This window comes from Bacillus sp. FSL K6-0042 (genome assembly GCF_038006685.1).
Lineage (GTDB): Bacteria > Bacillota > Bacilli > Bacillales > Bacillaceae_G > Bacillus_A > Bacillus_A pseudomycoides.
The window spans coordinates 3623693-3639312 of sequence record NZ_JBBOVS010000001.1 but is presented as its reverse complement, the minus strand read 5'-3'; the positions used below and the strand labels follow the sequence as shown (position 1 = coordinate 3639312).

At 37.0% G+C, this 15620-nt stretch carries 15 protein-coding genes and 1 other RNA gene; 3 read left to right on the top strand and 13 right to left on the bottom strand.

What is annotated here, in order from left to right; translation table 11 throughout:
• Positions 1 to 53 precede the first annotated feature (53 nt).
• On the bottom strand, positions 54 to 449 hold the full coding sequence (locus MHH45_RS18545) for an SET domain-containing protein (protein WP_003201985.1): 396 nt from the start codon (positions 447 to 449) through the stop codon (positions 54 to 56).
• Between the two features lie 199 nt (positions 450 to 648).
• Here MHH45_RS18545 and MHH45_RS18540 point away from each other — a divergent pair, with 199 nt between their 5' ends.
• A complete protein-coding gene (locus MHH45_RS18540) occupies positions 649 to 1563 on the top strand; it encodes a phosphotransferase family protein (protein ID WP_016112466.1) in 915 nt (304 codons plus the stop codon).
• Positions 1564 to 1727: 164 nt separating this feature from the next.
• Here MHH45_RS18540 and MHH45_RS18535 read toward each other — a convergent pair whose 3' ends face one another.
• The 5 genes from MHH45_RS18535 to psiE form a co-directional block, all read right to left on the bottom strand.
• Positions 1728 to 2930, bottom strand: coding sequence for a Ger(x)C family spore germination protein (locus MHH45_RS18535; protein WP_016112467.1), 1203 nt, complete (start codon positions 2928 to 2930; stop codon positions 1728 to 1730).
• Positions 2911 to 4017 (bottom strand): spore germination protein, encoded by a 1107-nt coding sequence (locus tag MHH45_RS18530; protein ID WP_016112468.1) that lies wholly within the window; start codon positions 4015 to 4017, stop codon positions 2911 to 2913. The genes MHH45_RS18535 and MHH45_RS18530 overlap by 20 nt, the downstream gene beginning before the upstream one ends.
• The gene (locus MHH45_RS18525; RefSeq protein ID WP_016112469.1) at positions 4014 to 5558 is read right to left on the bottom strand and encodes a spore germination protein; all 1545 of its coding nucleotides are present in this window, start codon (positions 5556 to 5558) and stop codon (positions 4014 to 4016) included. The genes MHH45_RS18530 and MHH45_RS18525 overlap by 4 nt, the downstream gene beginning before the upstream one ends.
• 492 nt (positions 5559 to 6050) lie before the next feature.
• Positions 6051 to 6569 carry a spermidine N1-acetyltransferase gene (gene speG / locus MHH45_RS18520; RefSeq protein ID WP_016112470.1) on the bottom strand — a complete coding sequence of 173 codons (519 nt, stop codon included), beginning with the start codon at positions 6567 to 6569 and terminating at the stop codon, positions 6051 to 6053.
• Positions 6570 to 6831: 262 nt separating this feature from the next.
• Complete coding sequence (gene psiE / locus MHH45_RS18515) at positions 6832 to 7236, bottom strand: phosphate-starvation-inducible protein PsiE (RefSeq protein ID WP_016112471.1); 405 nt, start codon at positions 7234 to 7236, stop codon at positions 6832 to 6834.
• A 519-nt stretch (positions 7237 to 7755) separates the two neighbouring features.
• Here psiE and MHH45_RS18510 point away from each other — a divergent pair.
• Both MHH45_RS18510 and MHH45_RS18505 read left to right on the top strand, forming a co-directional pair.
• On the top strand, positions 7756 to 8085 hold the full coding sequence (locus MHH45_RS18510) for a PadR family transcriptional regulator (RefSeq protein ID WP_088094068.1): 330 nt from the start codon (positions 7756 to 7758) through the stop codon (positions 8083 to 8085).
• A gap of 1 nt (position 8086) precedes the next feature.
• Positions 8087 to 8854: a hypothetical protein gene (locus MHH45_RS18505; RefSeq protein ID WP_016132394.1), complete on the top strand. Its 768-nt coding sequence runs from the start codon at positions 8087 to 8089 to the stop codon at positions 8852 to 8854.
• 484 nt (positions 8855 to 9338) lie between these two features.
• Here the strand turns inward: MHH45_RS18505 and ssrA are convergent.
• From ssrA to MHH45_RS18470, 7 genes are all read right to left on the bottom strand, one after another.
• Positions 9339 to 9697: a transfer-messenger RNA gene (gene ssrA, locus MHH45_RS18500) on the bottom strand.
• 126 nt (positions 9698 to 9823) lie between these two features.
• Positions 9824 to 10291: an SsrA-binding protein SmpB gene (smpB, locus tag MHH45_RS18495; protein ID WP_001123909.1), complete on the bottom strand. Its 468-nt coding sequence runs from the start codon at positions 10289 to 10291 to the stop codon at positions 9824 to 9826.
• Between the two features lie 215 nt (positions 10292 to 10506).
• Positions 10507 to 12930, bottom strand: coding sequence for a ribonuclease R (gene rnr / locus MHH45_RS18490; protein WP_016131097.1), 2424 nt, complete (start codon positions 12928 to 12930; stop codon positions 10507 to 10509).
• Between the two features lie 330 nt (positions 12931 to 13260).
• A complete protein-coding gene (locus MHH45_RS18485; RefSeq protein ID WP_340862754.1) occupies positions 13261 to 14001 on the bottom strand; it encodes an alpha/beta hydrolase in 741 nt (246 codons plus the stop codon).
• A gap of 199 nt (positions 14002 to 14200) precedes the next feature.
• A complete protein-coding gene (secG, locus tag MHH45_RS18480; protein WP_016112477.1) occupies positions 14201 to 14434 on the bottom strand; it encodes a preprotein translocase subunit SecG in 234 nt (77 codons plus the stop codon).
• Positions 14435 to 14528: 94 nt separating this feature from the next.
• Positions 14529 to 15221 (bottom strand): LrgB family protein, encoded by a 693-nt coding sequence (locus MHH45_RS18475; protein WP_016112478.1) that lies wholly within the window; start codon positions 15219 to 15221, stop codon positions 14529 to 14531.
• Positions 15218 to 15586, bottom strand: coding sequence for a CidA/LrgA family holin-like protein (locus MHH45_RS18470; protein WP_016112479.1), 369 nt, complete (start codon positions 15584 to 15586; stop codon positions 15218 to 15220). The genes MHH45_RS18475 and MHH45_RS18470 overlap by 4 nt, the downstream gene beginning before the upstream one ends.
• Between the last annotated feature and the right edge of the window lie 34 nt (positions 15587 to 15620).

The window sequence follows — 15620 nt, the reverse complement described above, 5'->3', positions numbered from 1 at the left end:
TTTATTCCATACAAAAGAGCACATCCAATCGAATGTGCTCTTTTTACACTTAATTATTTATCGTTTTCTTCTTTTTCCCTATCAAACCATAATAATTCATCATCATCAACATCACCATTATAGTTGATCAGAATTTCTTCTCCTGCTTTTATATCCTTGTAAGCAAAGAATTTAAACGTGTGATTCTCAAAAACGATCTCATACGTCGCATTCGGCGTATAAGAATGATTAAATAACATACCGTAACCTAAAAGAATTGCCGTATGATTCACTCCATACTCAAATGCGTAGTCAGCAAGTAATGTTTTCTCTATAAACTCATGCTGTTCATTCGGATAAGAGATAACGGGTGCTTCGTGTAGAAGTTCGCCCTTTTTTATATCACGCTTTGCGAATACTCCTCTATTAAATTCTCCATCGCTAAGTGCGGAAGTCTTGATTTCAATCATATTCGTCACCTATAATTTCTTTCTCTGAAGTATTTTATCTTCTTAAGCTTGGCAGATAATGAGGAGAAAAGCAATTGGTTTTATTTTTCCTTTTTATATAAGTGGGAGCTTATATTTCATTACTCTAAAGATCATATATGATAACATAAAATTAACGGAATAATCAGAACCAAACCCTTGCAAATAAGGAGGTAATAAAATGATTCATATGCAGTCTAAAGCAGAAGAATTAAAAGAGAAGTTACACATTATATTAACTGACACGTATCCAGACCTAGCAGTAAAACATTTAGACATCATAGGAAATGGTGTACAAAATATTGTTTTTCGGGGCGATTCTGAAAAAGGCCCCTTAGCTTTCCATGTGCCTTGGGAGCGCGAGGTTAACAACCTAAATGACGGGTTGTTTAGTAGCCTAATTTCCTTACAAAAAGAGGCTGCACTTTCTAATTTTTTCTTTTCTAAAGGCCTTTCGGTACCAGCAGTTCATGAATTACATCTTTCTACAGAACTAGATTTCTTGATTTCAGATTATGTGGCGACTGATTCTGTCCCTATTTCCGCCTATAAAATCGGAGAAATCGCTCACCAGCTTCACAATATATCGATTGAGGATTTAACTTATCAAAATGAAAATGAAGAACCTTGCAGTAAGCTACTCGCCAAACGCCTTGTAACAAGAATGGAAGCATTCAATCAAATTGCGAATTGTAACATTCAATTACCCAAGGAAACAGAAATTGAACAAATATTAAAAGAAGGAGATTCTTTAAAAAGATTGCTACATATGGACATTCGACCTGTGAACCTCATTGGTTACAAAGGAGAAGTAAAAGCAATCGTTGACTGGGATAATGCATTGATTGGTCATCCACTATTAGACCTAATGAGAATATTAGAAACGAATGAGATCAATTGGGAAGAATTTAAAGAAGGATATGGAAATAAGGTCATTTTCGACTCTCTTCCCCCTATTGTGCGCTCGTTTTATCAGTTGGATACAGCGGTAATGCTAGCTAATCTTTTCATTGATCGACTGAAAATAGCTGAGAAAGAACTACATTATAAAGAGCGTGTAAAAACAATAAGTAGCGAAATAAGAAAAGCTTTATAAAGAGAAGATATACTTATACAATTCTACATCTTGCCTTACAACAAACTAAAAGACCTCCCTTAGGAAATTATAAACATAAAAAATGTTGGCGGAAGGTCACTCACTATTCCGCCAACATTTTTTCATTTATCTCATACTATGTCATGCAATAAAAAATCTCACTTCTAAGATCCTTCCGTACCATAGTCCTGGATCGTTAACTTTACGCTATATTTGATTGGAGCCTTACTAAATGTTTTATCCCAATCTTTTTCGACCTTTTTCCATACTTTTGGATACTCAATTTTTAATCTGTTACCGAAGCCAGCGACATCGACCTGATATTCCTTTTGAATCTTTTTTAATGTATGCTTCACCAATCGATTCACTTCTTGTTTCGTGGACTTTTCTACACTTTTTAGAAACTTATTTTCAAAAGGTTCCCCTGAAGCGACCCAGTTTTCAGACAGCCGTCCCTCTGATTGGATGTTCACATCAAAAGAGATGTTATTTCCTTTAACGTGGGGTTGGATTTTACTTTTCATAGATTTCACTTCATACAGGATGGGTTTTCCTGTCTTTTCATCAAAGCTTTTCACCAGACCGCTTTTCCCTTTCCCAGTTATCCATGTTAAGCCTTCTAACTCATTTTCATTCAAAAAACCGCGCAGCTTTTTTGTCTTTCCTTTGATTACGGCAGCTCCCGCAAATTTCACTTCTCCATTTTCCGAAATCACATTTGGCAAAAGAAAACTAGCCCCTGATTGTATCTTTCCTGGTAATTTAGCAAGCGGCACGGGAGGTAAAATCCGTGATGATCTATATTGATTATCCCCAATTCCAAGCAAAAGGAACGCTGGAATTTCTCCTGCTTCCCTCGATTTCAATGTCTCACTAGCTCGTCCCTTACTAATTAACACGAGGCAACTTGGTCTCATCTCATTATCACGGATATAAATATCCAGTAACTGCTTCAAACTATACATTCGTGCAAGGCTTTCACTAACAACAATGACTTTCGTGTGATGGAAGATTATAGGACGCTGCCTTCTTAATGCGACTTCACGAATCGATTGGTGAAGAGAATCTCCTGTTTCAGAAACATTCATGTAGGCTTTTTGTTGTCCCCCTCCGCCCTTTCCTTTACCTGATAATTCTGGTTTAACAAACTGATAGGTCGATGTTATAAGATTCCTTTTTCGATAACCTCCTCCATGTTCTTCTATCTCTTTCTCAACTTTCGTCTCCTTCCCTTTATCAAATGCCAGCCCTACCGCGAACCCCTGCTCTTCAATTTCATGACTGCTCCAACACCCTGTAAGAGCCAGAAGTAAAAGAACTGATGATAAAGCTAAAAGAAGTCGTACATTATTCACACTTCGGTTCATTCTTTCTCTTCCTCCATCTCGAAATTACAAGGAGAAGCAGTGGTAGGATACCAAATAATATCATCGCCGCATTACCAATCACATCCCCAAATTTAAATAGATCATTAATGTTTTTCGGAATTTGAGCAACGATATAAATAACCGGGAGTAACCCATACAAAAATGAATGAATATTTTTATTAAAGAGCTGTGCCAGTCCCAAAGCAGCAGCATAGTAGCAGATTGTGTAAGTTGCAAAGATTTGCATAATCCATACCACAAGTAACAAAGACTCAAACCGTTCAAATATCAAACCGGGGAGTTCAAAACTTCGCATAAGATCGATCGTAGGCCATGTTCTCAATAACACTCCATCGACAGAAAACGTTCCTATAACCATCACAACTGTAATGACATAAAAAATTAAGGGAATAGCAGTTCCGATTAGAACGACTTTTACAGCTTGGCGTGGTTGTTTCATAAATGCCAAAAGGAGCAACATGATTTCGGCACCTGAATATGCAAGCGTTGTTGTTTTTAAGCCTTTTAGTGCTGGGATAATCCCTAACCCTAATACAGGACGAAGATTGTCTATCTCAAATATTCCAATGCTCATAAAGGAAGTAAGCAAGAAAATAAAGACTGTAATTGGAAATATAATTTCAAATAAACGTGCTATCGAGTTTATTCCGCCTAGGTTTAAATAGAGACTCACCCACATAAATGGCATGATAATAGCCCACCCAGGTGTTCCTTCCAGTAAAAAGAAACTTGTTATTCCTTCCAGCGTTTTGACTTCAAATGAAGAAAGCATAAAAAAGTAACCTATAATAAATAGACTAAGTATCGCTCCTACCCATTTCCCTACAATTTCTTGATTATATTGATAAAATGTTTTTCCAGGGAATTGTTGACTTAATTTGACGATGATTATCCCTGCAACCATCGCAATTAATCCGCCTAAAATAACGGTTATCCAAACATCTGGTGTGTTTACTTTCTCAGCAGCTGTTCTGGGCAAGGTGAGAATTCCTATTGCGAGTATATAATTGATAAGAATGACAGCCGCTTGCGAAGTCGGAATTCGATCTTTAGAGTTGGTAATCATCCCTCTTCACTTCCTTTTCGTATCGAATCTTTCATATTCATCATTTTTGGGCGCCGTTTCATCATCTGAAGTGGCATGCGGATCACGAAATCTTTCCAATCACTTACATGATAAACAACAGCTGGACTGGCATAGGGTACGCCGAAACTCTTCAATCTCGCTATATGACTGCATAGAACGAGAAAAAACAGAATGACTCCGTATAGTCCAAATATGGCAGCGCAAAACATGGCTACAAAGCGAAGGATCCGTAGTGGAATTGCCGCACTATAATGAGCGAGCGCAAAGGAAGAAATAGCAGTGGCCGCTACTACAATTACCATAATTGGACTAATAATTCCCGCTTCTACGGCAGCCTGTCCAATGATTAATCCACCGACAATTCCCATCGCTGAACCAATCGGCTTAGGCAGGCGTAGCCCTGCTTCCCGCAAAATTTCGATGGCTATTTCCATAAATAATGCTTCTATAATTGCAGGAAACGGAACTCCTTCCCGTCCCCCAAGAATTGAAATAGCCAACTTGGTCGGAATTAATCCAGGATGAAATGAGATAAAGGAAATGTACAAAGCAGGTGCAAAAAGAGAAATAATAGCTGCTCCAAAACGCAATAAACGGATAAACGTGCCTGGAATCCAACGTTCATAATAATCTTCGGGCGATTGCATCAGCATGCTAAATGTAACTGGAACAATCAGGGCAAAAGGTGTTCCATCTAATAAAATCGCAACACGCCCTTCCATCAACGCTGCGATGACGCGATCAGGGCGCTCCGTACTCTGTGCTTGTGGAAACGGGCTGAGGTAATTATCTTCGATAAGCTGCTCCACATATCCTGATTCTGGCACATTATCAATATTGATTTTCTGAATTCTTTTCTTAACCTCTTCTACCAATTCCGAATTAGCAATCTCTTTCATATAGGCAATAACCAACTCTTTTTTTGCCCGCTCTCCTACATAAAATTTTGTTAATGACAATCCCTCGTTTTCGCCATGTAGCCGTAAAAGAGCAGTATTATCAGACAAAACTTCTGTGAAACCTACCCGTGGACCTCTAACTGACACCTCTGATATCGGCTCTTCAACATTGCGTGTTTTTCCTTTTTTTGTACCAAGAATTAATACACCTGCTAATCCATCAACTAAAAGTGCCGTTGAACCTATCAACACTTTTGCCATCAACTCTTTTATAGAATAGACTTCTTCTACCTCACTAATAGAAAGAACGCGATTCTTAATAAACTCTTTTGAAATGGTACCTTCCACATAAGATGGTGCACTCTTATATTCTTCATAAAAATTAGACATCAATGACTTCAAAATATGCATATTAATGAGATCCTTATCCGACAGTCCCTCCACAAAAACAAGCGCCGCTCGAATATTTGTCCCCCCTATGTTAAACTCTCGAAAGTGGGCATCCGAGTTATAACTAACTTCTTTTTTTACAAGCTCTAGATCCAAGGTAAAATCGCCTGTAAAATAATCTGTTACGTTTTGAAAAGGCTTATCCTGATATGTATCGGTTTGTTGCCCCATCTTTGATTCCTTCTCTTTCATCCTCATCACTCTTTCTCTAATGTACGGATCCAACTAAAAACTCTTGAGGTCACATAAGGAACGACAAATACTATAAAAGTTTGCACAAACACTTTCCAATCTGGAAGATAAGAAACAAGCGTTTTCCACATTTTAATCACCCAATATCCGCAGTTGACACTGCGATTTCTCGCCCTAATTGGAATTTCTTAAGCATTATTATGTCTGATGTACGGAAATTTAATCCATTCAAAGCTTTATCATTACTTTCTTTTTGATATTAGCCTTCTACTATCAAAAACTTATAATTGGATATATGATTAGACAAAAAAGCCCATCTTTTTATAAAGATTGAGCCTTCTTTGTTTATTACTAACGATGAAGCATACCCTTGGACAATCAAAAAAGAAGCATAACCCTAAGTTATGCTTCCTTTTATATATTTAAAACAGTACATCAAATAAATATTTATTTTTCATCATACATTAAAACTTATGATTTCATTTCTAAATATTGATGCTGGAAAATACACATTCTGATTGCATTATGGTAGTTACCATCAACAAAAAATTCATCTTGTAACTCGCCTTCAATCGTAAAGCCGACTTTTTTGTAAATATGCGTAGCTTTTTCATTTTCTTTATCTACCACTAAATAAAGTTTGTGCATATTTAATACTGAAAAGGCGTAATTCATCGCTAAACGGGTTGCGCACGCTGCATAACCATATCCTTGATACTTTGGATCAATGATAATTTGAAATTCTGTTCTTCGATGAATGTAATCAATCTCCACTAATTCAACTAATCCAATCATATTATTATCTTTTTCTACTATAAATCGACGTTCACTTTGATCATGAATGTGCTTATCATATAGATCCTGCAACTCCACAAAAGCTTCATAAGGTTCTTCAAACCAATAAGACATAATATGTGCATTATTGTTAAGTTCATGAACAAATTTCAAATCTTCTCGTTCTAATGGGCGCAGTTTAGGTTCTTGACTCATTTTTTCAATCTCCATTCTTCATTTAATTTCTCAACAGTTTTCATTTCAAAACGCTCCCTTACAACTCTCTACTCACATTCTAATCCTTCAAGTAACTTGAAGGTCAAGGAGGAAGTAAACATACGCTTTGTCTCTTTTCATCACTAGAATTAAAAAAGTAGTGCGAACCAATACCTTGGTCTACACTACTTTTTAGTATGCTTTATGTAATTCATGCAAAAGTAGTTTCATATACGATATAGCTTTTGCATCAAAATCATATTTAATGTTTCTTCAAATCCCTCATATTAGATATATATAAAGCAATCACTAAAATGAGAATAGATCCTGCATATAATAATGTTTCAAATGGCTCTTCATGAGAAACAATAATTAATCGAATTAGGGCTGTAATTCCTATGTAAATAAAATAACGTAATGGAAAATGATAATTCGATTTGAAGTACTTAATAATTAATGCGATAAATTCAAAGTATAAAAAGTAAACAATAATGCTTTCAACTAATTTATAGGACGTATATTTTTTTGCGGAAAATATGTATTGTATAAATGTAATCGTTTCATTAATTAAAAAGATAGATAGAACGATGGATAATATGATTAGAGCTGTATTTAATATCCATTGTAAAACACTCGCAATAAATTCATCGATATTAAATGATCGCATTTTCTAGCACTCCTCTACGTATATGTCATGCTCATATATTATAGCAAAATTATCCTGCTATATAAATTGCAGAAGCGTTAAATCGTAGTTTCTTCCTCGTATAAGCAAGTCTTATCGTACGAATTAATTTTATTTAATATTCAGAAATTAACATTTGATAATCATCACTCCTAAAATAAGTACATAATCCTGTAAAGCATACTTATATGCACATTGAGAAATACCATTGAAATTTAATTCACATACCTTGCATTACAAGTTAATTTTATGTTACCTTTATTACAACACTTGCATTGCAAGGTATCCTCACAATTATATCCCTTGTATCACAAGATATATAAAGTGAAACTTTAATCAGTGGGGGTTTTCTTCATCCCCCACTGATTATTAGTTGAACCAATCGGGATTTTACGGGCAGTTTATCTCCCACCTAACTTCTTTGCTTCCGCCGCATTTTGAGGTGGGAGTATTACTGCCCGTTAATGCGGGATAAAAAGATATACGAACAGGAGGGCTAAAATGGCTGACTCAACGCAAATGCTAAAAGGGATTTTGGATGGTTGTATTTTAGCCATCATTCAAGAAGGTGAAATATACGGTTACGAATTAACAGAGAAATTACATAGCTATGGTTTTCACTCTTTTAGTGAGGGCACGATCTATCCATTACTATTACGTATGCAAAAAGAAGGATTGGTTACGAGCGTATTAAGGGAATCAACTGCTGGCCCTAAGCGGAAGTACTATCAGCTATCAGAATTAGGGGCGAAAGAATTAGCTAACTTTAAAGAGCGCTGGACTGATTTAAAGCTATCTGTTGAAAAAGTGATTAATAAAGGGGGCGAATAGAATGTTATCAACAAAGTCTGAACAATTTTTAATTGAACTCAGAATGTATTTACTGCAACGCGGAAAAAAAGATGAGGATATAAATACAATAGTGGACGAACTAGAAGTTCATTTAACGGAAGTTGAAAAAAGAGGACAGAGTGTAGATCATATTATTGGAAAAAGTCGTAAACAGCATATGAAGAATATTGGGAAAGAACTACCTGTAGACAAGGAAGGATTGCTCGTAATCATTCCTGCAGCGATTTTAGTTATTCTTGCTTATATGTGCTTTGCTCCAGCAGTAAGAGGGCAGTTCAAGATTTCACAAAACATATTGTTATTTGGATCATTACCTTTATTCTTGGCCCTTGTTATATTTGCATTTACGCTATTTAAAGGAATTCCAAAAGTATACCCATCTACTAAAAATTCAGTTCTTCTTTTAGTAGCAGCTCATTTCATTGCGATCGGTGGATGGGTTGGCTTTTATTTTTGGTTAGATGGACGACTTGATACAGATTACTTTGTAGCAACTACTACGCAAAACTATATCATCGCCGGCGTATGTATCCTTATTTTTATTTTGTTCGCACTATATACAAAATCATGGATTACAATTTTAACAGCATTCACGATATGTATCGGTCCACTTTTAGAGCGAGTTATTCCAAATGAAATAAATAAAGACCCCATGTATATTACACTAACGATTATCATTAGTATTGTCATAGGTATTTTGCTAGTAATCTATTTCTACAAGAAAGCGAGAACCACTTCCAATACTTAGGAAGTGGTTTTCTTCCTATTCCACTGATTATTCCCCCTCACCAATCGGGCTTTTACGGATAGTTCATCTCCCACCTAACTTCTTTGCTTTCGCTGGATTGTGAGGTGGGAGTGTTACTGTCCGTTAATGCGAGATAAATTTAAACAAGATACTTTTAAATATTCTACTTTCAATCTAAACATTTACGTTATACTAAAATAATATATAAATATATGAAGGAGAAAGCGGTATGGATATGAAAGAAAACAAAGAAGCTGGTACTATACCAACTTCTTTATTTTTTATAAATGGAATTATTTTTTATGCCATTGTCACTTTTTGATTCTTTTACATAAAAACATTACATACTCAACAATCGTATTCTCTATCCACTTCATTTTTCAGAACAATCACTTTACCACAAACAAAAAGAACCATAAGCTTGCCGTTTCGGCAAACTTATGGTTCATATCACAACAAAATAAAAAAACCACCAAATATGTATTGGTGGAGACGGTGGGAGTCGAACCCACGTCCAAAGATATTGACACTTAAGCTTCTACGAGTGTAGTCGATATATTGGCATTTCGCAAACTCTTCGGCCTATCGACAGGCTTCCAAGTTGCTAGTCTGATTGTTCTCTTCCTTCGCCCTCAGACGGCGAACTCCGGCGTAGTCCACTTAGTTTGAGTCCCTTACCCTACCACATGGACAATGGAGGGAGGAACCGCTAAGCTGTATTAAGCAGCTAAAGCGAAGTTGTTTTGTTGTTTGCCAGTTATTGGCTTTGACGTTTTAACGAGGCCGATCCCCTCGACTCGCAACTTAAGCTCAAACTACCCCTGTCGAATCCGTAACGTCCCCATATAAGAATGGAGCATACGAAGTATATTCGTGATAGCTACTTAATGAGCTGTTTTTCAATGTTCACTGGCCTTACATGAATTATTATATCATACGTTCAATATTTTACAAATGTAAATTTCTGTATTACATCTTTTGACGATCACGGAATGCACGTGCGATTTCGCGTTTCGCTTCCTTCTCTTTTAAATCATGACGCTTATCATATTGTTTCTTCCCTCGTGCTACACCAAGTGCCATTTTCGCAAATCCATTTTTTAAATAGATTTTAACTGGTACAAGTGTATAACCTGTCTCTTTTGAATACCCGATCAGCTTGTCGATTTCTTTCTTATGAAGAAGTAATTTTCTTGTACGAAGCGGCTCATGATTGAAACGATTCCCTTGCTCATATGGACTAATATGCATATTATATACCCAAACTTCACCATTATGTATACGTGCGAAAGCATCTTTTAAGTTTACGCGTCCGGCGCGAATAGACTTAATTTCCGTTCCTTGAAGGACAAGCCCTGCTTCGTATGTTTCGTCGATGAAATAATCATGAAATACTTTTTTATTTTGTGCAATAACCTTACCACTACCTTTTGGCATGATCTGTCCCTCCTCTATTTGTACTATTGTAACAAATGTTATTAAAAAGCGGAAGTGGCTCGTTTAAAATCTCGGGGCGTTGGAGCTCCCGACAGAGAAGCGCTTTTTGCTTCGTCCAAGGGAGCGAAACGACCAGAGATTCTAGCCACTGAAGCTGGATCCTATAAGAAAAGCGGAAGTGGCTCGCTCAGTATATAAGCGAAGCCACCTCTCTCTTACTTACGCTTTTTCTTTTTCTTCTTAAATCCTGGAACATTTTCAAAGAATGGTTTTTTCTTTTTACCATTGCCATCTTTTTGTCCTGGACGACCGGATGCTTTTCCTTGCCCACCACGTTCGGGTTTGCGTCCGCTACCACGTTCATTTCCACGTTCATTTCCACGTGCGCTACCACGCTCATTATTACGTTCGCCGCGACCACTGCGTCTCTTTCTACCGTCTTTTGGCTGCTCAATCACAACTGGACGATCTTTAAATTTACGTCTCGGAGTGCCTTTCATACCGACGATCTCAAAATCAATTGCGCGTTCATCTTTATTTACATTAATAACGCGAATTGTAATTTCATCACCGATGCGGAAGACGTTACCTGTACGTTCACCGATCATCGCAAAGTGCTGTTCGTCATAACGATAGTAATCATCCGTTAAATAGCTAACGTGAACAAGACCTTCAATTGTATTTGGAAGCTCTACGAATAAACCGAAGTTTGTTACAGAGCTAATCATACCATCGTACTCTTCACCAATCTTATCAAGCATATACTCTGCTTTTTTCAGTTCGTCTGTTTCACGTTCTGCTTCAACAGCACGGCGTTCCATATTAGAAGAATGCTCTGCAATCTCTGGTAACTTTTCACGCCATTTTGCTTGTGTTTCGTTATCAATTTTACCGTTAATAATATATTCACGAATTAATCGGTGAACAATCGTATCTGGATAACGACGAATTGGTGATGTGAAATGTGTATAGAATTCTGTTGATAAACCGAAGTGACCTAAGCTATCTGCATCGTAACGAGCTTGTTTCATCGAACGAAGCATAACTGTTGAAATCACGACTTCCTCAGGCTGCCCTTGTACCATTTCAAGAATTTGTTGTAGCGCGCGAGGATGTATTTCATTCGCACGTCCTTTTACCGCATAGCCAAAGTTTGTTACAAATTCGAAGAAACGCTCTAATTTATCTTCTTTCGGATCTTCATGGACACGGTACATAAACGGTACGTTCATCCAATGGAAATGCTCTGCTACCGTTTCATTGGCAACAAGCATGAACTCTTCAATTAGCTTTTCTGATACCGAACGATCACGCATTACAACATCTGTCGGTTTACCTTCTTCATCTACTAGTACTTTTGCTTCTTTAAAGTCAAAGTCAATCGCACCACGTCTCATACGTTTTTCACGTAAGATTTGCGCTAACTGACCCATCTCTTTAAACATCGGTACTAATGGCTCATAACGTTTAATTAACTCTTCGTCTTCATCTTCTAAAATACTTCTTACATCAGCGTATGTCATACGCTCTGTCGTTTTAATGACACTTTGGAAAATCTCATGGCTCACAACATCACCAAGATTGTTAATTTCCATTTCACAAGATAGTGTAAGGCGATCCACTTTCGGATTCAAGGAACAGATTCCGTTTGATAAACGATGTGGAATCATCGGAATTACACGGTCAACAAGATACACACTCGTTGCTCTCTCTGCTGCTTCAACATCAATTGGAGATCCTTCATGGACATAATGACTTACATCCGCAATATGAACACCAAGTTTATAATTACCATTCTCAATCCTTGTTACTGTTACCGCATCATCTAAGTCTTTTGCATCTGCACCATCAATTGTCACAATCATTTGATCGCGAAGATCTCGGCGGTCTTTTAAATCTTCTTCTGAAATCGTTTCTGGTACACTGTTCGCATGTTCCATTACATCTTCCGGGAAGGCTAATGGCAAATGATGTTTATGAATAACAGATAAGATATCTACCCCTGGGTCATTTTTATGACCTAGAATTTGAATAACTTCTCCCTCCGCACTTAAACGATCTTGCGGATAGCTTGTAATTTTCACAACAACTTTATGCCCTTCTACCGCACCCATAGATGCACTTTTCGGAATAAAAATGTCACTTGTCCAACGTTTATTATCAGGAAGTACAAATCCAAAATTTTTTGATTCTGTATATGTACCAACTAGTTCCTTCGTACCACGTTCTACAATACGAATGATCGTACCTTCTTGGCGTGATCCGCTAGATTGTGAATTAATACGAGCTAACACTGTATCGCCATGAAGTGCACCATTTAATTCTGTGGGCGGGATAAAAATATCATCGTCCCCTGTCTTCTTCTCTTCCGGCACGACAAATGCAAAACCACGTGCATGTCCAATTAACTTACCGCGCACTAAATTCATCTTTTCTGGAAGACCATAGCGATTGCTGCGTGTACGAACAACAAGTCCCTTTTCTTCCATCATAACAAGTGCCTTTACAAAATCTTTAAAGCCAGCGGAATCTTCAATTCCAAAAGCAGCTTCTAATTCTTGTATCGTTAGCGGCTTATACGCTTCTTCTTTCATAAATAACAATAATTTATCAATATGTTCTTGAATGATATCTTCCAAGCACAAATACCTCCTTTAAATCCTCATATTATTTAGTGTATCCGAAACATTGACTCTATATAAAGTGAAACTTCTATAAACACTCGTTTTTCACCATTTATTCTGCTGCGTAATCCTCATCTTAAAAGTTTATTTCTATATAAACCCATTTTGATTTATTGGAACCTACGTTGCGTCTATAAAAGAAGACCTCCACTCATTCTCTCCTTCTGTTCTCACACGGCATGGGGCGAAAAAAGGCACTGACCACTTCTATCCATCGACGGACCCTCTCTTCCACCCTAAAAAGAATGGTTTTAATACCTCATGAAAAAAAGAGGCAACTAGATCTTACCAATCTAGTTGCTCCAAGAAGTTATATACATCCTCGTGTAGCTCATCACGTTGTTTATCAAGCGTAATAACATGCGTAGAATCTTCATACCACTTAATTTCTTTTAACGTGGACTCTACACCATTATAGATAATGTTTGCACTGTCTGTATTAATCATTTCATCATGGCGTGCTTGTACAACAAATGTTGGAGCATAAATCATATCAACATTATTGCGTACGTCACGAATTAAATCTTGTAACGCTTTTAATGTATTCATTGGTGTCTTTTTAAATTCCATCATTTCTTCTGCAATTTTCTCTGGTGATTTCTGCTCACGTTTTTTATATTCACGTGCATATGCCAATATACCTTGGTACATAATTTCTTCGCTCTTAATGTACATTGGTGCACACATTGGTACAACACCTAAAATCGGTACTGTATAAGCAAGTTTTAACGAGAATACACCGCCCAGTGATAGTCCAACAGCCGCAATTTTCTCATATCCTTGATCTTTCAACTGTTGATACGCAGCCATAACATCTTTCCACCAGTCTTCAGGACCTGTACGAACAAGTTGTTCTGGCGGTACACCATGACCTTTATAAATTGGGGCGTGGCAAGTATAGCCTTTTTTCTCTAAAAAACGCCCGAGCATACGTACATCAGCTGAATTCCCCGTAAATCCATGTAGTAATAAAACAGCACGGTTTCCACCTTCAAATGTAAATGGTTTCGGAGATGCTAATTTCATCATCTTCTTCTCCTCTTTCTCTTCTGTAATCTAGTCGTATTGTTTCTACCCTTAGTTTACCATAGTTCCATTTCCATAATCTAATTAGAAACTTTTTGCGAATAATGAAATACAAATGAGACAAAAAAAGAAGAACCATTAGCGCGAATCCGCTAACGCTTCTTCTTTTTTCATATCTGTCAAAAAGCAAGACCTTTACTTATATGCTTAAGTACGTAACTCCAATTGTTAGTGCAAAGAATAGTACAGCTAAAACAACTGTAATACGGTTTAATACCGCTTCAATTCCGCGTGCTTTTTGCTTACCAAATAATTGCTCTGCACCGCCTGAAATAGCACCTGAAAGGCCTGAACTATTACTAGACTGCATAAGTACCATAACAATCATAAAAATCGATACAATAATAAGTAAAACTGATAATAACGTATGCACCTGGCGTACCTCCTACAAAGATTCAGTTAATTTAACTGTAGCACAAATCCAACAGAAAAGCGAGAGCTGTTCCTATTGCTCTCGCTTTCATCTATTACATAAACATGGTTGCAAATAGCGGTCCAAGCAGACAAGTTAAAATAGCCGTCAATGTCATTGTTACCGATCCAATAACACCTTCATGTTCATTGTTTTTCATCGCTCTCATCACACCCATAATATGTGATGCACATCCAAAACCAATCCCTTTACCAACAGAGTTTGTAACGCGGCTCCATTTCAATAAAAGCGGACCTGTAATTGTTCCTGTAATCCCAGCTACAACAACGAATGCTGCTGTTAATGATGGAACGCCGCCAACTTGCTCAGATACACTCATTGCAACTGGCATTGTTACGGATTTGGGTAAAGAAGATAAAATTAAACTTTTATCTGTTCCCATAAGCGTTGCAATCGCTAAGTCACTTGCAATCGCAACTGTTGTTCCGACTAATACACCACCCGCAATCGGTACAATATATTTTTGCAACACATGACGCTGTTTATATAATGGAATAGCAAATGCTACCACACCTGGACCAAGCAGTTTTGAAATCCAGCCGCCACCACTTTGCATGTATGCTTGGTATGGTATATCCAGCACAAGTAATAAGACAATCATTAATGCTGTTGCTACAAGCATTGGAATGGTAAATGGTGTTGGCAATACTTTATAAATCTTTTTAGATAATTGATATAATAACAATGTAAGAATAACCCAACCAATTCCGATTAATATTTGGCTCATCGCGTTTCTTTTTCCTTTCTATTCGCAAGATATTGTCCTGTATGTCCTGCGACAATAATAATTAAAAATGTACTCGCTACAATTGTAATGAAAAGAGAAATTCCTTTACTCATAAAAAAAGCACCGTAATTCATTAAGCCAATCGTTGGTGGAATCAATAAAAACGGCATAATCGCAACGAGTGTTTCTGCTCCTAAATCAAACCATTTCACAGGAAGAACCTTCATGCTAAGTAAAATAAGCAACAAAAATAAGCCAATCAAACTACCTGGAATTGGAATATTCAACATTTCTTGCACCCATGTTCCAATCATGTAAAACACGTAAAGAGCTACAACTTGGACAATAATCTTAGTAAACTTCATGTTCATCATCCCTCATGTTTATACGATCTTCTGT

Coding starts and splice junctions, on each gene's coding strand:
- MHH45_RS18470 (WP_016112479.1), bottom strand. CDS start 15,586: ATGAAGTTTACTAAGATTATTGTCCAAGTTGTAGCTCTTTACGTGTTT.
- speG (WP_016112470.1), bottom strand. CDS start 6,569: ATGAGTCAAGAACCTAAACTGCGCCCATTAGAACGAGAAGATTTGAAA.
- MHH45_RS18545 (WP_003201985.1), bottom strand. CDS start 449: ATGATTGAAATCAAGACTTCCGCACTTAGCGATGGAGAATTTAATAGA.
- MHH45_RS18530 (WP_016112468.1), bottom strand. CDS start 4,017: ATGATTACCAACTCTAAAGATCGAATTCCGACTTCGCAAGCGGCTGTC.
- MHH45_RS18475 (WP_016112478.1), bottom strand. CDS start 15,221: ATGAGCCAAATATTAATCGGAATTGGTTGGGTTATTCTTACATTGTTA.
- MHH45_RS18485 (WP_340862754.1), bottom strand. CDS start 14,001: ATGAAATTAGCATCTCCGAAACCATTTACATTTGAAGGTGGAAACCGT.
- MHH45_RS18535 (WP_016112467.1), bottom strand. CDS start 2,930: ATGAACCGAAGTGTGAATAATGTACGACTTCTTTTAGCTTTATCATCA.
- MHH45_RS18540 (WP_016112466.1), top strand. CDS start 649: ATGATTCATATGCAGTCTAAAGCAGAAGAATTAAAAGAGAAGTTACAC.
- MHH45_RS18505 (WP_016132394.1), top strand. CDS start 8,087: ATGTTATCAACAAAGTCTGAACAATTTTTAATTGAACTCAGAATGTAT.
- psiE (WP_016112471.1), bottom strand. CDS start 7,236: ATGCGATCATTTAATATCGATGAATTTATTGCGAGTGTTTTACAATGG.
- MHH45_RS18510 (WP_088094068.1), top strand. CDS start 7,756: ATGGCTGACTCAACGCAAATGCTAAAAGGGATTTTGGATGGTTGTATT.
- smpB (WP_001123909.1), bottom strand. CDS start 10,291: ATGCCAAAAGGTAGTGGTAAGGTTATTGCACAAAATAAAAAAGTATTT.
- MHH45_RS18525 (WP_016112469.1), bottom strand. CDS start 5,558: ATGGGGCAACAAACCGATACATATCAGGATAAGCCTTTTCAAAACGTA.